This is a genomic window from Mesorhizobium waitakense (assembly GCF_056431085.1).
Window position 1 is genome coordinate 1 of sequence record NZ_JBWKME010000069.1, and the last position, 19,004, is coordinate 19,004.

Below are 19,004 nucleotides of genomic sequence, written 5' to 3' on the forward strand. Positions count from 1 at the left end.
AGCAGACGCTAATGCAACCGAAAAGAGCAGTGGCCTGCGGGTTGCGGACGAGTGGCCCCGCGACTTCGATGATGGACATCGGCGGACATCGTACTTGCTGCTGGGCCATGCATACCCACGGGTGCTGTCGCAAACGGGCGGGCATTGTTGGAGTTCTACAGCTAGCACGATCCGCTCGGACTATTTTTCTGATGCCCGACAAAAACGTCGCGGTAGGGACGACAATTGCTTGTCGCCCCCCGCACAGATCCCGGCGAGCGGCACTACCGCACCGGGCTCCCACCTTGGGTCATGACGCGGAACCGCACGTCGGGAAGTGGATGTCCCGCCTTGCGGCGTCACGTATGCGGTCCAGTGCGGGTGACACGCTTTCCCAGCTCTGTGTCTGGCGCGTGCCGCTCTGGCCCGCATTTCCCTTGGCCCCGCCCCTTCCCTCCATCGCCTCCGCGGCCTCCAATACGGCGTTGTTCGGCGACTTCGCAGGTACTATGGGCAGGTCCGACTTCCCCTGGACGTTCATCATCGGATTACGGGTACACCCTTCCCGATGCGGGCCGCCGCCAAAAGTGCGGCAACGGCCGTCCAAGGGACCTCCCGGTTCCCGTGCAGGTGGCTTCCGTGCGTGCAAGAGGTCTTAGACCGCGCAGGGCCGGAATGGTGCTCGCCTTGGCGCACCACGCCATGTTGCCTTCCGCTTTTCTCCACAGCGTCGGCACCCTGGATGTTCAACTTTACGCGGCTCAATACTCTGCCCGCACTTTCCCCTGTCAACGCTTCGCCGCCACCTAGGTCTTCGACGTGCAGAACTTCCATCTGCTGTCACCTGCCGGTTTCGCCGGCGCACGGAGAAGGTTGGATTCCAGTTCCTCTCCCTCCGCCATAGGTGATTGCGTTCGTGGTTCGGGATGTAGCAGCGCGCACTGCTATCTGTGCATGGAATCAGCGCAATTTCGATAAAGCGCGCGAAGATCCACCTCCGCGAAACATTCATTGGCAGCAGGCCATCAGCCTTCATTGCGGGTCCGGATGATCGACGAGGAAAGCGAGACCGACGGGAGCGCTTAGGCCATGGGTTCCGCGATCACACCATAGGCGTCTGCATCTCAATTATATTAGCTTGCGCCGGCGCACTCGTTGGGCAGGGTGTTGGGATAGTGGACGCCGGCCCAGACGGAAAAGGTCTCCAAGCGCCGCCGCCAAGATTTGATCCTATTAGGGGAAGTGTGGCGGGGGCGGCGATAGCCGGCAGCGTCGTTGCGGTTTTCTATTGGCTTGCAGGCAGGGGAAGTGAGGAAGCATGAGCAGCTTAGGAGTATGGGTCGTACTCGCTACGGCGTCCATCGCGATCATTTACCCTGTTGTCGTATGTCTCGATCAGGATGTAGGGGCAGCGGCGCCAGGCGCGATGAGGGCTTACCGGGAGCGGTGCTTGGTTTGGCGGCAGCCAAGCTTTTCTCTCTTGCCCTCTCAAGTTCCAACAATCTGATGTAATAGGTATCAAAGGCCTCACTGTTCTTCCGCTCCTTTCTCCGGAGATGAAGATACTGCAGCGCAAACGCAAAAATCGTGATTAGGCCGATCGGACCCGCCATGTGATTGCGCAACCGTGTCTGCCCGTCGCCTGGCCTCGAAGCTAACGCGTGCAGCATCCAATCTGACAATTCCCGATTATCGACGCGAATGGCCGGCGCAGGGGATGCTTGGGGAAGCGAAGCCGCACCGGCCACCTTGGCGGGAAAAGCCCCCCGCGCTGTTAAGTTTATCGTATATTAGACATCGCGCAATTAAGACTGAAGTCCTTGTTCTGCCGGCCCTAAAGGCCCGCTTCGCAGCACCGTCAGACAATGGGTGTTGTGATCCCTTCCAGCGCAATGATCCTGGTGTTGGCGCAACGTTTTCGAATCTCGATCAGGCGGGCGTACTCCGGCGAATCATACCAGCCCATCAATGACGCCATATCGGGGAATTCGATAATAACCAAACGGTGTGGCTCCCAGTCACCTTCCAGAACCTTGGTCGCACCGCCACGACCTAAGTATCGCCCGCCGTAGCGCGCCTCGGTGGCCGGAACATCCCGCCGGTATTCCTCGAACGCGGCAGCGTCTTTTATGTCTACATCCGCGATAAGATAGGCGGCCATTTGTGCTCCCTCCCTTTGTCGTCGAACCCCTTCGCCATCGCTTTGGCCTTCCGTTTAGATCTTTACCGGTTTGTGCTCCACCTTTTGCTGCTTCCATCGTTCTTACGGATAGGTCCCGAACATATTAGCGAAAGCGTATATTTTCACCAGCCGGCACGCTCCCCAACCCGCGCCGGTCAGGCCCGACAGTCTGCTGGCCCCCCGCCGTGCGGAGATGCCGGGCCGCTTAGTCTGAGCGTCGCTGCCCTGGTGTCTTCGGGTGGCTGGTGAACGAGATGTTTCGGTCAGGGCGCCCAGCGTTACGGCAGGGCTGGCAGAATAGGACCCGGATCAAATCCCAGTGTTGGCAGCCGTAATCTTCGCCGAGACGGTCAACCAGCGCTTGGATATCGAGGTCGGCATGCCGGCGGCACGTCATGCAGTCGACGGAAAGCCCCGACCCGATCTGCAGCTTCTTGCCGAGCGTGCCTCGACGAACGGATTTTCATGGTCATGGGATGGCGCTACCACCCTTGGGAGGCCGCACAGGCCCTGTCCCGAACCATTGAATGAACGGCGCATCCTTGCCGGTGACGTCCTTCACCGTCTTCAACAGCGCTTCGTGGGTGCGCTGCAGCGCTCGGTAATGCTCGCTGCTAGGCGATAGAAGCGGCTGGACGATGCTCTTATAGTCGTTCCGCCTCCGCTGCTTAGTCACCACCAATGCCCCCTTGGGCGAAAAGCCCGCCGCCAGCAGACTGAGAGCGGGCAGCGGGCCTTTGATTTTCGGCAGGTGGAGGCCCGCCGGGCAGCAAAGTGCCGTTCGCTGCCGACGGTGATGGTTATCTGGCTTTGCGCGGACCGACGACTTACTGATTCGTAAGGCTATGGAACAGGATGCCGACGATCACTGAAATGCGTCGGGTCCGCTGCCGGGGAGACAGCGGACTCAAACTAGGGCCAGGAGGGGCAAGGCCCTTTATGATCCCTATGCGGGGATCAGGGTGATAACACCGGGCGAGCACAAACGTTCCGTCGGCTGAAAGATATTTCCCAAGCTTTGCTCCACGCCCGATTTGACTCGCTAATCCGTGACTAAAGCGTACTGAAGGAACGTCGCTGGCCAATTTGAACGGGCGCCTGGCGCTTGGAAGAGTCGATCACGCTTTCGCCCCACGAGGGATAAAGCGATGTCATCCGACGATCATCTCGATTCTGAACAACTTGCAATGCTGACAAAGGTTCTCAACGACTATTGCACAGAGGCAGGAATTCCAGAAGGCCATCCGGCATGGGAACACTTCGGCCGGCGCCTCAAGAGCCTGTTCCAGTCCGGGATACATGATCCCGATGAACTGGTGTCCAAAATGAACACTGGCTACGAGGATTGGCTAGGCGAGATCGGCGCTACGGGTCCTTTCATACCGCCCAAACTATCGTCCGAAGACCGTCTCGTAGGCGACAATCGCTTGCCAGGGTCAGACCTAAGAGGCAGGCCAGCCGTAGCGAATAGAGTTTGGATTTAAGAAAGCCCGGATTTTTGGGGACGGGCATCCGGCCGGCATTTTCAACCGCGGGGCATCGTCCAAAAGGGCTGTATTCCAACACCTCCAGCGAGCGCGCTATGATGAATATTAGGCGCCGTTTCCCTCAAAGCGCCGCCGCGTATTGGCTCGGCGCCCATCTGGTTTGTTCAGTGTTAAAAGCAGGGCGCCGGGTCGGATTGCCTGGCGGAAAAGCGACCGGCTTCACTGGCATTTCTGGGTCAACATGGTGGTGCCCGGCCGGGGGGAAGGCTCAGGGCTAACCGTCGCATTTAAAGCCCTTAACCTTTATTCAATACGCCTAATTTAGCATCGTTTAATGCGCTTCTCCATTCTGCTTTTTGGCTGGGCGGCATTCTTCGGTTGGGACTTTGCTGCCAACGATGGCGAATTCACAGTGGGCCTCGGTATGCGAGTTGCCCACTTACTCCATCTTTCTGGTCTTATGTGAAGCACCAGCTCGCGTTTCCGTTGGCCTCTTTAGGCACGGGACGGACCATCCTTCCTCCGCCTGACCCGCATTCGCATACGGTGGTCCTCGTCACTAGTCGTGCTCATCAGGGGCGACCTTGTCGGCTTGGGGTGGTGTCCCCCTTCTGAAAAGAGAAGGGCGAAACGATAGATCCTCGAGGGAACAGGTCGGTAGATCGCGCGCAAAAGTGCGTCCGCTGTGCGTTGGCCAAGTTCAAGCATGACGTTGTCGTATGTCTCGGAAATCCGGCAATTGGGGCAAGATAGGAGGTCGGACCCTTGAGGCTCACTGACGCTGCTAAGGGGCACTCTGCACGAATTGCAGACAATCCTAGGGGCGCTTTCGATCATCTAGAGAAATATCTCGCTGTTTTAATCAACAGAGCAATTTCGGTGCCAAGCACAATTGATCCGTGGCGGGACATCTAGCGCCGCTCGCTTGGCGCTATTAGAACTTCGGTTTCCAGTCGCGGTTGCGCTGCACCTGGATACCCCGGCAATCAGGAACCACAGTGAAGAACACCGGCCGGCGGTCGCGCCTTGCAGCCTTACAATCCGAGCAGCCGAAGAGACCAGATCCCAATGCATGGAGCCGCGATCCAGGCCGAGCCGGTCGATAAGCGGTTGGACGTCGTTGAGATGGTTCCGGCAAGCGCCCGGTAAGGCCCCTGAAAGGATGATGGCCACCCGCACTTAGCCTTAGTTGAGCGACTTCTGATGTGGTTGTAGAGTTACTCGAGCGGGAGACCTGACCTCCCCCGCAATGGCCGGTGCAAGCTTTAAGTCCGGCACCCGCCGTCGACTGCGGATGTACCAGCGACGGCGGGAGCAGCGGCAAGCGCCGGCCTTCAGGGCAAAGTTGCGCCCCGCCAGCGCCCGTTCACTCATGCCGCTAAGCAGGAGTTGCGCGTCGACAAAATCATCAGAGAATTAATTCGTGGACGACCGTCACCGAATCTTTTGGCGGAACCTGGAGTGGCAACTGGTGCAATCCTGCAAAATCATGTGCACCAAGTGTTCTGCGGGCAGCGTCGCCGGATCGGGTTCAGCCGCGTTAGTGCGCTTCCCCAGCAGACTTCCGCCGTCCATCATCGTTCCAGGCCCCATCCGCATTTCGGCGTTGATTTGCGGGGGCACATTCGCAGCCTCCTTAGCAAGTGCAGTGGCGAGCGTGGCGATGTGGTGAGCCAGCGCCTCAAAACTTCGTCGGTCTTGGTCGATTTCCGGTTTGGCACCGGACAGTGGACCGAGTGATCCGGATGGAAACTCGCCAACGAGGCTCCCGGTTCGATCTCGTAGGGTTTCGGCAGCGTCTCGAAATGCAGCAGCATTGTAAGGGACTTGGCCGTTAAACATCCCAGCAAGCGTTTTTGCAGCCGTTGCCATTCGTTTCATGGACGCTTGGCGGGCCTCAATGAGTGCTTCACTGCCAACCTTGGCAGCGGCCAGGCTTGAAACACAAGCCAGTGCAAGCCCCACCGCAAGGACGATGCGTTTCACCGAGTTGTGCGCTCCCCAGTGCGGGCAGGCCGCAACTCCAATGTTCATGCGCCTACCTCCAAGTCACGCTTCGGCCATACACCTTCCAGCACATGGAAGGTCAAGCCGCGTGATCTCGCCGGCAAGCGGCGAATGGTCACTCCGGCACGCCAGCATCTGTCGACCTCTTCGCCGATCTCGATCCCCCGAATTCCGATCACCGCCGCGTCAGCAATCAGTTGGTGGGTGAGCTGGTCAACCGTGATGACATCGGCCTTTGCCGTCTCGGGGACGTTGTTGGCAATCCATTGATCTAGGAAATCGATTCCGCGTGTGCTCATTGAGCCATAAGCTCGGCAACGGCTTAGGTTCCAGCGGGCGGTTTTCAGATAGAGCTGCGAACGATCTGGCCTGACATCGCGCCGATCACCACATTGAGTAATTCAATAATGTCCTTCAGAGCTGCGATTTCTAAAGGGTCGGTGCTTTGGGCTAGAGTCCTGATTTCAGGCACGCCATCAGCGTCACGGGGCGCAAAGCTCTCGATCAGGACATCTCGATACTGCTTCAGCAAGCTGAGCGCATGATGATCTAAAGTCTCTTGATCCACAGGCCGATCGTATCAGGGCGCCAACGGCCTCGCCAGCAAGCGTTTCCCCTGGCCGCCGTCCTACAGCGCCGAAGCGTCCCGCGCGGCCTGGCGCTCGTCGACCCTTTCAGATCCGTCGAACCAGACCGACACGTTGAGCTTGGGGAAGTGCAAGACCTTGGCCTGCCACCATGTCCGCTCAATCTCGTATTCGCCTACGCCCTCGGCCCATCGCGTCCAGCCTCGGTCAGGGCGTTCGGTAAGTTCGCTGTCGCGCATGGCTCGCGTTGGCCTGTCTCATTTCGGGACAAAAATGCTGGCACCGGTTTTGCACTGCATAGATTGCCGGTACCCTCCTCCTACCGGTCCTGATCGGGGATCAGGAAGTAAACTTTCGCCGGGCTTGAGGGATGGGGTTCCTTCGCCCGGCGAGTTTTCTTTCAATGCAGCACCATGGCGCCTACGACGGCCCGCGAGGAGCATCGCTTGAAGCTTGGCATGGGCAAGGATGAGAAGGATCCGGCTTTTCCGACGTGGGATGGTCGCATTCGAACCCCTCGCCCGTTCTCAAAAGAGTTCGCTCGGGAAGCAGAAACAGCAGGCGTTCCGCAAGTCACCGTCCTTGGCCTCCGGCATACCCACATCACGCATCGGTTGTGCAGCGGCGTTCCTGTGCATGTCGCGTCGGCCCGCGCTGGCCACGCCAATCCGTCAGTCACGCTGAACATTCATGCGCACCTGCTCCCAGGACAGCAGGAAGGTGCCGCAGCGGTGGTTGACGCGGCCCTCAATGCCGCACTACAGGAATGAAGCGCGAACCAGTCGGGAACGCCTTCGGTGCCAATCCGGTGCCAACAGGCCGAAGCCAGGCGGCAGCGCACTACCTAAGTGATTGAAAAATCACAACGGAGGAATGGCCGAGCGGTTTAAGGCACCGGTCTTGAAAACCGTTGCTGGTAGAGGAACAAACGGCAGAAATCCGGTATCAGACGAGGATTGAAACCTACAAAATATCACGAAAATATCACATCTGGAGCGATGGCCGAGTGGTTTAAGGCAGAAGTCTTGAAAACTTCCGTACCGGGAACGGTACCGTGGGTTCGAATCCCACTCGCTCCGCCAATGCTCTTACGGGGGACGATCTAGACATCGCAGCCTGCCATACCGACATGTGACCGGTCGGACCATCCTGCCCCGATATGGGCTAGTGCGCTGCCCTTTCACGGCGGTAACAGGGGTTCGATTCCCCTTGGGCGTACCAGTAATTTCAATACATTAGCTGTGATCCCTGATCTGCGGTCCCGATAAGGGACCCGAAATGCGCTGCAGCTTTGGTGTGCTCAGCATGAACAAACCGACTCCTTGATCTGAGGTATTGGCATCCTGCTTCGTGCCAAACGATCCCGCGCGTCTTCTGCCATCTGGCTCCAACCGATGTTCCTCCCTTACACCCATGACTCGACGACACGGGGTAAGTCGTCCGCATGACGCTCAAGGCGTTGGGTCATGCCCTTTGCGGTCATCAGACGCTCGCGCAGCGGGATCAGGTAAGGGGACGTAATGAAATCGTCCGGTGACTGCGACGGGATCGTGTTGCCCTCGCGGGTGATGTGGAAAAGCTTGGCAGCGAAGCAGGTTGGGAAGTCTGCCGGGTGTTCAAAGACGATCCACATCGGGAAAGGGTAGGCGTCGTCGGGCGTCGGCTCAGCCCTTGCCCAGCCGTGGAAATCGAATCCGAGCCGACTGGCCTCACCGTCGTAAAAGCGGGCTTGCTCCTCAGTCTGCCAGGCGCTGACCATCGGCTGCAGGCCCGCGAGGTGGTCAGCCTTGCTGTGGCACGCGAAGAGGTAACGCTCGCCGAGGAAGACGCACTTGCGGAACACCATGCCGGAGATGGTCGCCTCGATCACTTCGGGCTTGAAGCTGTCGGTCATCGCGGCCCGCCTTTGGCCCGAAGCATGTTCGTCAGATACCCCGCGATCATTAGCGCATCGGCCACAGTCGTCGGTGCCGGCATGTCCAGAGCGGCTAGCCGGTTGCGGTCATCGCTGAACGCTGCCACCACCCAGCATCTTCCGTCCTCGACCAGATGGCCTTTAAGCCCCTCGTCATTGATCACAATCGACCAGCCGTCGATCGCCGGCCTCACCCACGCCGAGCGGCCCTCGCCCTCGTACCGCAGGGCGAACCCCGCAGCGCGGAACAGTTTGCCTTCCTCACTGGCATTGGCCCCCTCGACCATAATGTCCCAGAATTGCAGGAAACTGGTCATGGCGCCACCTTTCGACATACCCTCGCAGCAGCAGCTGCGAGCCTGGCCCGCTGCTTCTCAATAGCCGCGGCGTGGTTGGCAGTGGGAGCGATACCGGCGTTGGCCGCATGGTAGCCGTAGCTGCGCGCGCAATGGCGACCGCAGAAGTGCGGATCCCGATAGCTCTCGCCGTCCCAGAGCTTCGCCCAGTCGATCCAGCATTCGACATCCTGCCGCCAGCGCACCTCGACGGCGATCCTGCCGGTCAGGCGCTCGACCTCCGTGACGCTGTCGGGGAAGTTGTTGACGTAGGTGTTCTCGCCGTAGCGGCGCACGTAGGGCGGCGCTTCGCCGAACGAGGCGTAGGTGAACCGGCGATGGATGGTGGCGCCGCAATTGCGGCACAGCGGCCTGATCACAAGGGGGCGCTCGCCGCTGACTTTCGCACCGCGGCGCAGCATCACGCACCCTCCACGATAGCGATTGGCAGCCGCAGGTCGATCAGCCGCGCCTGGAGCAGCGAGATGGTGAGCTTGTCCTTGGCATCGACCCATCGGCTCTCGTCGTTGGAGACGTCGCCGTTGCAGAAGATGAGGTGCGGCTCGCCACTCCCGCGCCGGAGCTTCGGGCCAAGGTCGAGCTTCTTCAGCAACCGATAGGCACGCGCGCAAGGGCCACTCTCCAGGTCGAAGCCGGTCTCCCAGAGCCGTCCGTCCATTTCATCGTCGTAATCATCAGGGGTGATCCCGTGCTCCTCCTCGATGGCCTCGGTCTCGGACCGGGCGTGGTGGCCGATGCCCTCGCTGACGAAGAACTCGCGCCAGGTCGGCGGCGGAGGGCAGAAGCTCCACTGCCCGACGGTCAGGAGGTATCCCTGCTCGCCGTTCTCGTACCAGCAGATCGTCTCGGCCACCTGCGGTGGGGAAGCCAGCAGTGGTCGATCGGTTCGTCCAACGAACGCCTCCGCATCCTTGACGAACGCCGCCGTGAGCAAACTGCCCGCTCCAATCAGAAAACCACGTCGTGAAAGCATAAAAACCTCCAGGGTTGACACACGCATCTGGAGGGTTGGCGACCTGCTGTTGCCCGTTCTGGGCCACATCGTCGTTGCCACCTTTGCCGGTCAGGCTGGTTGGCGGGGCCGAAGCCCTCTCTGGATGCAAAAGGAGAACTACCGCGCGGGGCCTCGCCCTTCAAGCACCCATGGTGTGGTGCGGGCAACATGGCTGCCAGCCGCAAGCTATTGGCGGCGTGGGGCAAGTCGGCATTCCCGTCCGTCACCACATCGCTGTCATCGCTGGCCGAGGGAATGGTCCCAGGCCGACCGTGAGGGAAACCCCGATGATGAGAGTCATGAAAAGATACACCCCCAACCCCCTAAGAACGATCGCCTATATGAAACGCATCGCATTGGCGCTGCTTGCCGGCGCGTGCCTTGTCACGTCCGCCCATGCTGGCGGCGACGGCTACACTGGTCGCGTTGTCAAGTGGAAGGCCGTCGGGTGGTACGACATTGCAGCGCTGCCCGATGACAAGTCGTGCTCCGCCACCGCCAAATTTGACGGCGGCACGTCGATGATCATCATCGGCACGCCAACGCAATTCATGCTAACGCTTGCCGACAATCGGTGGGCAGGCACCTTCCTCAAGGGCCAGGCCTATGCGCCGACCATCGAACTCGACAACAAGTGGAAAAACCTCGCCGCCACATCGACGTTCAACGGCTCCATCACCATCGACGACATGGGTAAGGGTATGGTTTCCGCCTTCATGGAAGCCGACGCACTGGGTATCAGCATGAATGGTGGCGAGCGCATGGCCGTACTCGACCTGAAATACACACGCTCGATGATGAACGAGCTAGCAAACTGCACCGTCGCCATGTCGACCGGCAACGTCGAGACGTCGAGCTTCTAACCCCTGGCTCCCAATTTCAGCGGCCATGCTGATCGGCATGGCTGTGCTGTGCATCATCGCGGGAACGTTGATCGTTCGCAGCTAGCGCTATTCATTTCATTCCCCCTCAGACCTGTCGCATGAAGGCTATGACCCCTGATCGTTTTCGCGAGTGCCTTGCCGTGCTGCACTGGTCGCAGCGCGGCCTAGCGGAGATCCTGCGCTGCGACGACCGCCTGGTGCGGCGCTGGGCCCAGGGTAGCGAGCCCGTGCCGGAGTCGATAGCCCGCTGGATTGAAAAGCTGACGAACTCGCATGAGGCGTCGCCACCACCAATGGCGCCAGCGCCCTGATCAGCGCGCTACAACCTTCTACATGCACCCGGCGGATGCAGCCGCAGTTGCACCGTCCCCGCGTTCCTCGCGGCGACGGATGTTTCGCCGCTTGAGGCCGGCGGCGCTAGAATGCTGCCTTTATAATAACGGAGCCTGCGCCGCCCGCGCCTTGCCAGCCAGAGAGTGATTTGCGCTGAGCCGCCAAAGGCTCACGAAGCGTTAATCGTGCGTCGTGATAGTGGGCGACTGTGGCCGACCAGAATGAGACTGTTTTCCGACGACTCACAGCGGCGCCGACCGCAGCGGGCTTGGCCACGCGCCTCGCCGTAGCTGAACTCAATCGTCGCGGCATCGATCCGGCCCCTTTGCTCGCCCGCGCCGGACTGTCAGCGGTCGCCCCCGATCACGACGGTCGGATCGATGTCAGGTCGCAGATCGAATTCCTCGAGCAGGCTTCGCGCACCCTCGGCGACGACTTCCTCGGCCTGAACCTGGCCGAGCAATTCGATCTGCGCGAACTCGGCATGCTCTACTACGTCGCCGCCTCGTCGCATTGCCTCGGCGATGCTCTACGCCGCCTCGAACGGTACGCCCAGGCGGCGAATCATGCGTTGATCTTGCGGCTGCACAAGGGCTCGACCTTCCGGCTCGCGCTTTCCTATGCAGGCGTGCCGCGGCACCTCGACCGACACCAAATGGAGTCCTTCGCACTGACGCTCGTCCGGCTCTGCCGGCAACTCGTCGGCCACAGGATTTCTCCGCTGGTCGCGAACTTCGTCCACCAGCGCTCGGGCGATCTGCGCCGTGCGCGGAACCTGCTGGGCTGCGACGTCAACTTTGGCGCCGACTCGGACGAGTTGATATTCGACCCTGCGCTGCTGGACCGGACGCTGGTGGCCGCCGATCCATTCCTGAACCGGCTGATGGTCGAGAATTGCGAGCAGGCGATGGCGGCCCGGCCCACCAACGTGGGCCCGTTCCGCACGATAGTCGAGAACACCATCGCGCCGCTCCTGCCCCACGCCGAGGCGAGCGCGAAGAAGGTGGCCGGCAGCCTCGGGCTGAGCGAGAGGACGTTCGCACGCCGCCTCGCGGCAGAAGGGCTCAGCTTCGGGGCCATTCTGGATGATCTCCGGCGTGATCTCGCCATTCGCCACCTGGAGGAGCCGGGCCTGCAAATCTCCCAGATCGCGTGGCTGCTGGGCTTCCATCAGCCAAGCGCCTTCAGTCATGCCGCGCGGCGCTGGACCGGCAAGACTCCGTCCCAGTACCGGCGTGGCTTGTCATCGTCCTAGCGGATCCTAAGCGTGGGGTGCCGTCGCTGCAGGCGGTGTGTTGCACGCCGCTGCCAACCGCTTGCGGTCAACCGCCACTACCCTAGAGGGCAATGCACTGGCCACCCACCTGAGCCCCAACGCCAGAACCGGCGGGCTGAAGGGCAGCACTAAATCCATAGCTGGAACGCCGCCGCGGCTCGGACCGCAGGGCAATACTGCTGCGCGTCCGCATGTCGCACGGATCGCCGCGAGGCTGCGCTGTGACGAGGAAACCACAAGGACATCTGAGATCAAAGGGACCTATGAAATGCGAAAATTGCTCGCCAGCACTGCGCTGGCCGGGACCGCCTTCCTCGCTTGCGCATCCGCACAAGCCGCGAGTTTCGATTGCCGCAAGGCGACCACTGCCGACGAGATGACCATTTGCGCCAGCGCCGAGCTTTCGGCGGTGGACGTGCTCGCCTCGACCTCGTTCCATCAGGTCAAGGCTATCAATCGGATGGGCGCTCTCGCTATTGCACGGGAGCATCTTCGTCAGCGCAGGGCATGCGGCTACGATCCGCAGTGCATCAAGCAATCGCAGCAGGCGGCTTTGCTCGCCTACCAGTATCTCGGCGCGACCGTGATCTCACAGCAGCCAAGCGGATACAGCGGCAACGCCGCAGAACAGTTGGACACCTGTCCGAATCCCGATCTTCTGTCACGCCTGGCCAACGATCCGGTTACCGACCAGGCCATCCGCGCAGTCGCAGGGCAGTACAGATTACGAAACGCGGTTCCCTCGCAGCAACCGCCACAAGACGATGTCTACTACCCGAATTGTTCAGCCGCCCCCGCCGCTGGCGCGGCGCCGATCCATGCCGGCGAGCCTGGCTATCAGCCGAAGCTCGACCGTGACGGCGATGGCGTGGCTTGCGAGTGAAGCAAGAGGAACTCATCATGGCAACCTCAAATACCTGCATAACCCGCCGCCTATTCAAAAAGCTCCTCTTAGCTCTTGCGCTTGGCGTTTGCGCTGCTGGTACGAACACGAAGGCTATTGCTGGGCAGCCAGAGATCAGCGCCCGGTCATTCGCGGTGTGGATAAGCACGGCGGATGTCTATGGGCATGCCTGCAACTTGGCGGAGGAGGACCACCGAGTGCTGATTCGTGCGGTGATCAGGGGCACCGCCTATTACGGGATTCCGATGGCCGAGGTTCGGCGGATCGCGCGCGGCCAGCAAGACTGGTACGTGAAGGAGAAGTTCGACCTGCGGTCGGAGGAATTCAGGCAGATCGCGCTCGAGTCCGGTGCCTGTCATATCCTGGACGATTTGGTTGATAGGTCATACCGTCTTCACCAGATGCTTGGGGATTGAGCAGCGAGACGGGCAGAGTCGGAAGCGGGTCCCATCTGCCGGCGGGCAATTTTCCTGGAAGTGGGGTGCAAGGCCACAGGGGCTGACTAAAGACCTTGGGTAAGAGTCCAATCGAAACTTGCCATCCTCTTCCTGCACGCCGCTCCGCCTAGGTGTCCAGAAGTCTTCGGGGCTGAATTTTTTGTGCCGCCCACCGGCAACTGTAGCATTGCACCCGACGGACTGATGGTCAGGGGCTGGGCGCGGGCGGTTAAACTCAACAAACGAGATCGTCAACGAGGCATAGTCTCCGCGATGACGACACCGTCACATCTTCGATGACGGCGAAGGAAGGATACGGCAGCAATGATGCTGACCGTACAACCAGTGAGGAAAGGTAAATTCGAAATGTTCAGATTGCTTACCGTCGCGGCGATCGTCGCGACTATGTCGGTTCCCGCCAATGCCATGTGTTTTGGCAGCGGTGCATTCCAGACGTGCTCGGACAACAGCGGCAACAGCTACACCGTTCAGCGCTACGGCAATTCAACACACATGCAAGGCTCCAACTACGACACCGGCTCGTCCTGGTCGCAGGACAGTCTGCACCTCGGCGGGGGGCTGACGACCACCAATGGCTTGGATGCCGATGGCAACGCCTGGCATATGCAGCAGCAAAATCTGGGCGGCGGCATGAGCGTCTATTCGGGGACTGACTCCGACGGGAACTACTTTTCCGGCGCCTGCAGCCAATTCGGCTGCAATTGACTTGAACCCGCGGGTTGGCTTGGCGAAGCCAGCCCCTGTGCGATAGGGGTTGGGGTGCGATGTCGCCGCAGCCAAAAACACGGGACGATTGACTACGCTGACCCCTTCGCGAGCTATTCAATCTGGATCACGCGGTCGATCTGCCCATCGGCGGCGGCGGCGGCGGAACGCGGCCTGATCCGATTGTGCTCGAGGAGCCGAGCACCGCCGAGCAGGCCGCCAGCCGTCCTCCCGCCCAATAGGCGTCGGCCAACTCTGTCGGAGATGATCCTCACGCTTCTCAAAAGTCGGTTTCCAGTCGCGGTTCCGCTCTCGCTGCTGACCGGCGTAATCGGGAATGCATGTGAAGAATACCGGTCGCCGGTCGCGGCCCTCGGCCTTGCACTTCGAGCAGCCGAAGAGCCCGACCAGATCCTGATACGTCGAGTCGTGTTGCGGGCCGAGGCGCTCGATCAGTCGAGCTTTGTCGATCTGCGGCACATCGGATGCCCGCAATTGACATAGACGGTTTCGCGGGCGGCCAGGCTGCGAGGGTCTTTTGGGTCATGGCGATCTCCGTTGAAGGGGCCGCCGCAACGAAGAATAATATTCCTGATCTCAATGGCGCTGGCAAGCCGGCTTGTGCACGACTGCGCCCTGCGCGATGCTGACGCCGGGGATTAGGGAGGGCCAACGCACATGTCAGCGAAGTATCGAGTGACTACCAGTCACCTTAATCGAGATGGCGTCCACGGCGCGTGGCTGTTTATGCTGTCGCCTATTTTTCAGATGGCCGGTTGGATCTGGTACATTCGCGAACCCAGTTTTTGGCCATTGGCATTGATTGCGGTGACCGGAATCACGTTCCTGGGCGGCTTCGTGCTGCTACTGATCGGGCGGGACTATTATACTCTGATCGACGAAAACCCGCCTATGCAACCCTAAGCAGGCCCCGCCAGCGCGCGTTCATCCCTGGCTCGAGCCTGCGCTCCCGTCCGGAAACGCTCTACAGCGGCATGCTGCTCCTCTTCGCGCGCTTTTTGGTAGAACTCGGGCAACGGCTGCCGGGCGGCCGGCTTCTGTCGCATGCACCATTGCGGCTGCCGATATCCCCAATGCTCGATGCCGACGAGATCGGAACCATCAAACCAGCATGAGACATTCAGCTTGGCGAAGTGCAGAACCCTCGCTGCCCACCAGACCTTTTCGATGTTGACATCGTCGGGACCTTATTTCCAAGGCTCCAGCCACAGCCAAGTCTCTCGGTCAGTTCGCGACCGCTCATTCCGCCTCTGCGATGGAGAAAATAATAACCGGGTATACCTCTTCCGGTGGCTCAGACTATAATTTTGGAGATCCACGTCGACGGAAATTTACCAGAATAACTGTCATCTCTTGCAGAAATATTCGCTTTAGGAGATGCTAATCTCTGGCCTTGGGAGGGCTGGGGGATGAAAGTAAAATTGTTTGTGGCACTCGGTGCCACCGCGCTGCTTTGTGGATGCCAAACAAGCAACCAAGCCGACTACATGCAGATTGGATACGGGCCAAGTTTCGAGGTTGCCCATGCTCAATGTGAGCTGCAGAAGAGGTCGGCAGATCAAGGTTATCTCGCCATCGGATCGCCGGCCTTTGTAGCCGGTGCCGGCCTTGGCAACGCTCTCGACAATGCGATAGCCGAAGATCAATACATGAAGAACTGTCTGATCATCAGCGGCTGGAAGCGAGCCCCGCACGGCAAGGGCGCGGCCGCCGCTGCAGCTGTTGCAAACGGGGCGCCACCAACTCCCTATGGCGTGGCACGCGCACCCGGCAGTTGGATAAACACTGCCCTGCTGGATTGGTCCGCCGCCAACAACAAATGCATCGCTGGTGACAAGGCTGCTTGCGCAACCCGATCAAAGCTTGGCAGCCGGCTGAGAACCGCCGGCATCAATCCGGCTCCAGTCTAAGGGCAACGTGATGAGCTTCCGATTTCGCCGCAGCTTCAAGATCGCCCCTGGCCTTAGACTGAACGTTGGCCGGAAAAGCTTGAGTGTTCGGGCCGGCTTCAAAGGTTTTGGGCTGACGTCAGGAACAGCCGGCAGCCGCATAAGTGGTGGTGTCCCCGGCACTGGGCTCAGCTACACGAAAAGGATTGGCGGGAAAGGTGCGGCGCCTGTGGTGGGAGAGGATGCGAGCCAGACGTCCGGTTCGCGGCCAAGCCTTTTGGTCCGGCTATTTGTCGGGGCGTCCGAGGTGGTTGCAGGCATATTGCTCCTTGGCCTCCTCGCACGATTGTTGGGCTATTGACGGGGTCTCGAGCGTGGACAGGTCTCGATACAACAATCGATCTGACCAGTGGCGAATGCGAACAGGCGCCAAGGTACGGCGTGCACGCTTGCTGGCAGGCATTCCGAAGCGGTTGATCTTCGTCACCCTGGCTGCAGCGGGCGCATTGGGGACGCAGGTCGTCCTTGAGAACAGCGATCGAGCCCCGGATTTGAACGTCGCTCAGTGGATTGGATCGACACCGGCTTCGATTGCCGGTGTCGCTTCCGTCATCGACGGTGACACGATCGAGATTCATGGGCAGCGCATACGCTTCAACGGTATCGACGCGCCCGAGAGCAAGCAGTACTGCAACGACGTCAAGGGGTTCGAATATCCTTGCGGTCGACGCGCGGCGGAAGCGCTTAGCACCTTCCTGGCGGCATCGAAGCCGGTCCAGTGCACTTTCGTCAGCTGGGATCGTTACGACCGATTTGTCGGCGATTGCCGACGTGCAGACGGTGCCAGCGTCGCGTCATGGATGGTCGAGCATGGCCAGGCCTTGGATTGGTCCCGATATAGCCACGGAGCCTACGCAGGGCAGCAGGCGAAGGCCGAGGCGACAAAGGTTGGGCTCTGGGTCGGAACGTTTCAGGCGCCTTGGGATTGGCGCGCCGGGCATGCGGAAGGCACGGCTCCGGCAGTCAGCCAGCCGCTTGGCATCATGAGCCATGGGCAGATAGCGCAGAGTTTTTCGTGTCAACCGCGTCGGACCTGCCCGCAGATCAGTTCCTGCGACGAGGCGAACTGGTATCTGGCCAACTGCCCTTGGGGCGGCAAGCTCGATGGCGACAAAGACGGCATTCCGTGTGAGAGCCTATGCTGAGCATGCTGCATAAATGGCTTGCGCCTCCGCTACTTCTTTGTGCCGGAAGTAGCGCAGCGGTTACAGCCAGCATGGCGAGCGAACCCACCGTGATTTCATGCAAGTTTGAGCATTTTCCACCGATGCTAATGATTGTCCGCGGCGGCATGGGCGCGGATGACAACTCGCTGCAGATCGGCCAAAGGCCGCCGATCCCATTAAGCATCGGTTCGAGTTTGATGCTCGCCGAAGTTGGGATTCAAGAGTTTGCATTTTCGCTGCCCGCTTCGGTGTCAATTTCTGCACCCGGAAACGATACCGCAACGTACTATGGCGAGTGCATCAGTTCGCTCCAGCCGTGAGCCGCCAGCAAGATTGGGAGATGCAAATGCGCCTGGTGAGATCGCCATCTCAGTTCTCTTCTTCGCGGTGCCGGCCCGCGCCGAACCAGACACCCTGGCGACTATCAAGGCTGACTGCGCCGCTGAATGGCAGGGCAATTACCGAATGCAGGAATACTGCATCGACAATCAGGTGAAGGATTTCAATGCTCCCGTCCGGATCAACAACAGCGCTCTTAATGAGCAAGAAAAGTCTATTTTGTCTACGTACCTAGAGGAATGGGGACGGCTAATGGTTCGAACTGGCGGATGGTGAAATACTGCTATGATAAGCAGCACGAGTCCTATGTGAGATTTGGTGGTGGAGGTTAGCCGTTTCTGACCTAACTAGGCATCGCACTGAGTTGGTGGTGGTCCGCTAGCTTGCAGGATCTGAACCTCGGCAGCACCACGATAGGCTCAAAGGATCGAACCATTCATCGTCGAAGATGAAGTCGTTGAAGCGGCGCTCCGCCATCATATTTCGGATGGAGCTGACGATCGTGTTTTCTCTATGTTTATCAAATACCGCTACGGTTTATTTTACTCGTCGGACAGGAATTGCCGCAGGATGAACTTCGGGACGTAATGTTGATTCTGTGCAGCCACAGAGCATTCTACCGATTATTTGCCTTCAACGCCATCAGAGGGGCAGACGGCAAGCGCGCGTCGCCACTCGGAGATTGAGAGCGCGTTTGCGATTGGTTGCAGCAGAGCGTGGTTAATTGCAGAGGTGGAGTATTCTCCTAACAAAATTAGTAGCGACTTAACCAATTATTTCAGATGGCTCTTGTCCTAAGTAAATCGATTTGGTATTCAGCTCCAGCAACCGGGGGGTCTCAAAATGTCAAAGCGCAGTTTTCTGTCACCAATGGCCTTGTCGGCCACTATGATTCTGGGCACCCAAGTTCAGGCCGCAGTGCTTATTGAACCTCTAGATCCGGTGTCCACCGGCGTTTCTGAAGCCGGAGCGGCTCCTGCCAGCCTTGGCTACGGTGAGGTCCTCGACCGCTCAAATGGTACGGACGTTATCATGGCGTACCACACCAGCCATTCGAGTCATGCTAGTCACGGGTCTCACTGCTCTGGCTACAGCTATTGTTGATGGCGGACACTTCTCGCGATAGCGAGCTGGTCCAGACTGCCCAAGTCAAGTTTGATCTGTCAGTCTTCAGCCTCGACTGTGTGAAGCGCGCAGCGTATCGGGTAACCGGCAACGCTGCGGTTGAGATCACGATCGAAGGCGGCTTCGCAGTATGCACGATCAACTTCAGCAAGGCGGCCGCGCAAACTTCGGCCGACGCAGCGGTAGAAAGGCTGCGGCTAGAGGTCTTGGATCAGGACCTCCGTAGCAGCATCGCCGCCGAAACCGCCACGGTTAGAAACGCGATACTGGCGCTGGCGTTTTCCAGATCGGGCCTCCAGTCCGATGACTAAGTTTGCTCCGGCAACTGAGTTCCAAC

The 19,004-nt window shown here is 59.7% G+C and carries 26 protein-coding genes, 1 tRNA gene and 1 riboswitch; of the genes, 16 read left to right on the top strand and 11 right to left on the bottom strand.

Features of this window, described 5'->3' with window-relative positions; all coding sequences use genetic code 11:
• Positions 1–1,837 precede the first annotated feature (1,837 nt).
• The 6 genes from AC07FD_RS15945 to AC07FD_RS15970 all read right to left on the bottom strand — a co-directional run bounded on the left by AC07FD_RS15945 (position 1,838) and on the right by AC07FD_RS15970 (position 6,481).
• Positions 1,838–2,140 carry a DUF1330 domain-containing protein gene (locus AC07FD_RS15945; RefSeq protein WP_478350609.1) on the bottom strand — a complete coding sequence of 101 codons (303 nt, stop codon included), beginning with the start codon at positions 2,138–2,140 and terminating at the stop codon, positions 1,838–1,840.
• Between the two features lie 490 nt (positions 2,141–2,630).
• On the bottom strand, positions 2,631–2,837 hold the full coding sequence (locus AC07FD_RS15950) for a hypothetical protein (protein ID WP_478350610.1): 207 nt from the start codon (positions 2,835–2,837) through the stop codon (positions 2,631–2,633).
• A gap of 2,245 nt (positions 2,838–5,082) precedes the next feature.
• On the bottom strand, positions 5,083–5,682 hold the full coding sequence (locus AC07FD_RS15955; RefSeq protein ID WP_478350611.1) for a c-type cytochrome: 600 nt from the start codon (positions 5,680–5,682) through the stop codon (positions 5,083–5,085).
• Positions 5,679–5,954 carry a DUF768 domain-containing protein gene (locus AC07FD_RS15960; RefSeq protein ID WP_478350612.1) on the bottom strand — a complete coding sequence of 92 codons (276 nt, stop codon included), beginning with the start codon at positions 5,952–5,954 and terminating at the stop codon, positions 5,679–5,681. The genes AC07FD_RS15955 and AC07FD_RS15960 overlap by 4 nt, the downstream gene beginning before the upstream one ends.
• Before the next feature lie 44 nt (positions 5,955–5,998).
• The gene (locus tag AC07FD_RS15965) at positions 5,999–6,223 is read right to left on the bottom strand and encodes a hypothetical protein (protein ID WP_478350613.1); all 225 of its coding nucleotides are present in this window, start codon (positions 6,221–6,223) and stop codon (positions 5,999–6,001) included.
• 60 nt (positions 6,224–6,283) lie between these two features.
• Positions 6,284–6,481 (bottom strand): hypothetical protein, encoded by a 198-nt coding sequence (locus tag AC07FD_RS15970; protein WP_478350614.1) that lies wholly within the window; start codon positions 6,479–6,481, stop codon positions 6,284–6,286.
• A 207-nt stretch (positions 6,482–6,688) separates the two neighbouring features.
• On the opposite strand from AC07FD_RS15970, the gene AC07FD_RS15975 reads away from it, so the two are divergent.
• Positions 6,689–7,012 (top strand): site-specific integrase, encoded by a 324-nt coding sequence (locus tag AC07FD_RS15975; protein WP_478350615.1) that lies wholly within the window; start codon positions 6,689–6,691, stop codon positions 7,010–7,012.
• Between the two features lie 222 nt (positions 7,013–7,234).
• Positions 7,235–7,324 (top strand) — tRNA-Ser (locus AC07FD_RS15980).
• A 323-nt stretch (positions 7,325–7,647) separates the two neighbouring features.
• Here the strand turns inward: AC07FD_RS15980 and AC07FD_RS15985 are convergent.
• The 4 genes from AC07FD_RS15985 to AC07FD_RS16000 are packed head-to-tail and all read right to left on the bottom strand — an operon-like array spanning position 7,648 to position 9,486.
• Positions 7,648–8,136 carry a hypothetical protein gene (locus AC07FD_RS15985; RefSeq protein WP_478350616.1) on the bottom strand — a complete coding sequence of 163 codons (489 nt, stop codon included), beginning with the start codon at positions 8,134–8,136 and terminating at the stop codon, positions 7,648–7,650.
• Positions 8,133–8,474: a hypothetical protein gene (locus AC07FD_RS15990; RefSeq protein ID WP_478350617.1), complete on the bottom strand. Its 342-nt coding sequence runs from the start codon at positions 8,472–8,474 to the stop codon at positions 8,133–8,135. The genes AC07FD_RS15985 and AC07FD_RS15990 overlap by 4 nt, the downstream gene beginning before the upstream one ends.
• A complete protein-coding gene (locus tag AC07FD_RS15995; protein WP_478350618.1) occupies positions 8,471–8,914 on the bottom strand; it encodes a hypothetical protein in 444 nt (147 codons plus the stop codon). Before AC07FD_RS15995 ends, AC07FD_RS15990 begins: the two co-directional genes overlap by 4 nt.
• Positions 8,914–9,486, bottom strand: coding sequence for a hypothetical protein (locus AC07FD_RS16000; protein WP_478350619.1), 573 nt, complete (start codon positions 9,484–9,486; stop codon positions 8,914–8,916). The genes AC07FD_RS15995 and AC07FD_RS16000 overlap by 1 nt, the downstream gene beginning before the upstream one ends.
• A gap of 35 nt (positions 9,487–9,521) precedes the next feature.
• Positions 9,522–9,619, bottom strand: a riboswitch (SAM-I-IV-variant riboswitch).
• A 187-nt stretch (positions 9,620–9,806) separates the two neighbouring features.
• Here AC07FD_RS16000 and AC07FD_RS16005 point away from each other — a divergent pair.
• The 13 genes from AC07FD_RS16005 (at position 9,807) to AC07FD_RS16065 (ending at position 17,523) form a co-directional block, all read left to right on the top strand.
• The gene (locus AC07FD_RS16005; RefSeq protein ID WP_478350620.1) at positions 9,807–10,370 is read left to right on the top strand and encodes a hypothetical protein; all 564 of its coding nucleotides are present in this window, start codon (positions 9,807–9,809) and stop codon (positions 10,368–10,370) included.
• A gap of 119 nt (positions 10,371–10,489) precedes the next feature.
• Entirely contained in the window at positions 10,490–10,702 is a 213-nt protein-coding gene (locus tag AC07FD_RS16010) for a helix-turn-helix domain-containing protein (RefSeq protein ID WP_478350621.1), read from the top strand.
• 290 nt (positions 10,703–10,992) lie between these two features.
• A complete protein-coding gene (locus tag AC07FD_RS16015) occupies positions 10,993–11,979 on the top strand; it encodes an AraC family transcriptional regulator (protein ID WP_478350622.1) in 987 nt (328 codons plus the stop codon).
• Positions 11,980–12,268: 289 nt separating this feature from the next.
• The gene (locus AC07FD_RS16020; RefSeq protein WP_478350623.1) at positions 12,269–12,883 is read left to right on the top strand and encodes an excalibur calcium-binding domain-containing protein; all 615 of its coding nucleotides are present in this window, start codon (positions 12,269–12,271) and stop codon (positions 12,881–12,883) included.
• A 17-nt stretch (positions 12,884–12,900) separates the two neighbouring features.
• Positions 12,901–13,320 (top strand): hypothetical protein, encoded by a 420-nt coding sequence (locus tag AC07FD_RS16025; RefSeq protein WP_478350624.1) that lies wholly within the window; start codon positions 12,901–12,903, stop codon positions 13,318–13,320.
• Positions 13,321–13,665: 345 nt separating this feature from the next.
• Positions 13,666–14,067 (top strand): hypothetical protein, encoded by a 402-nt coding sequence (locus tag AC07FD_RS16030; RefSeq protein ID WP_478350625.1) that lies wholly within the window; start codon positions 13,666–13,668, stop codon positions 14,065–14,067.
• A gap of 264 nt (positions 14,068–14,331) precedes the next feature.
• Positions 14,332–14,571 carry a hypothetical protein gene (locus AC07FD_RS16035; protein ID WP_478350626.1) on the top strand — a complete coding sequence of 80 codons (240 nt, stop codon included), beginning with the start codon at positions 14,332–14,334 and terminating at the stop codon, positions 14,569–14,571.
• 174 nt (positions 14,572–14,745) lie between these two features.
• Positions 14,746–14,991 carry a hypothetical protein gene (locus AC07FD_RS16040; protein ID WP_478350627.1) on the top strand — a complete coding sequence of 82 codons (246 nt, stop codon included), beginning with the start codon at positions 14,746–14,748 and terminating at the stop codon, positions 14,989–14,991.
• A gap of 71 nt (positions 14,992–15,062) precedes the next feature.
• Positions 15,063–15,203, top strand: a complete 141-nt coding sequence (locus AC07FD_RS16045) for a hypothetical protein (protein WP_478350628.1) — start codon at positions 15,063–15,065, stop codon at positions 15,201–15,203.
• Between the two features lie 294 nt (positions 15,204–15,497).
• The gene (locus tag AC07FD_RS16050; protein WP_478350629.1) at positions 15,498–15,998 is read left to right on the top strand and encodes a hypothetical protein; all 501 of its coding nucleotides are present in this window, start codon (positions 15,498–15,500) and stop codon (positions 15,996–15,998) included.
• A 10-nt stretch (positions 15,999–16,008) separates the two neighbouring features.
• On the top strand, positions 16,009–16,338 hold the full coding sequence (locus tag AC07FD_RS16055; RefSeq protein ID WP_478350630.1) for a DUF4236 domain-containing protein: 330 nt from the start codon (positions 16,009–16,011) through the stop codon (positions 16,336–16,338).
• A gap of 88 nt (positions 16,339–16,426) precedes the next feature.
• Positions 16,427–17,182, top strand: coding sequence for a thermonuclease family protein (locus tag AC07FD_RS16060; RefSeq protein ID WP_478350631.1), 756 nt, complete (start codon positions 16,427–16,429; stop codon positions 17,180–17,182).
• Positions 17,176–17,523: a hypothetical protein gene (locus AC07FD_RS16065; protein ID WP_478350632.1), complete on the top strand. Its 348-nt coding sequence runs from the start codon at positions 17,176–17,178 to the stop codon at positions 17,521–17,523. Before AC07FD_RS16060 ends, AC07FD_RS16065 begins: the two co-directional genes overlap by 7 nt.
• 49 nt (positions 17,524–17,572) lie before the next feature.
• Here the strand turns inward: AC07FD_RS16065 and AC07FD_RS16070 are convergent, their stop codons facing one another.
• The gene (locus AC07FD_RS16070) at positions 17,573–17,749 is read right to left on the bottom strand and encodes a hypothetical protein (RefSeq protein WP_478350633.1); all 177 of its coding nucleotides are present in this window, start codon (positions 17,747–17,749) and stop codon (positions 17,573–17,575) included.
• 896 nt (positions 17,750–18,645) lie between these two features.
• Between AC07FD_RS16070 and hxsD the strand changes: the two genes are divergently transcribed.
• Positions 18,646–18,978: a His-Xaa-Ser system protein HxsD gene (gene hxsD / locus AC07FD_RS16075; RefSeq protein ID WP_478350634.1), complete on the top strand. Its 333-nt coding sequence runs from the start codon at positions 18,646–18,648 to the stop codon at positions 18,976–18,978.
• Positions 18,979–19,004: the final 26 nt, after the last annotated feature.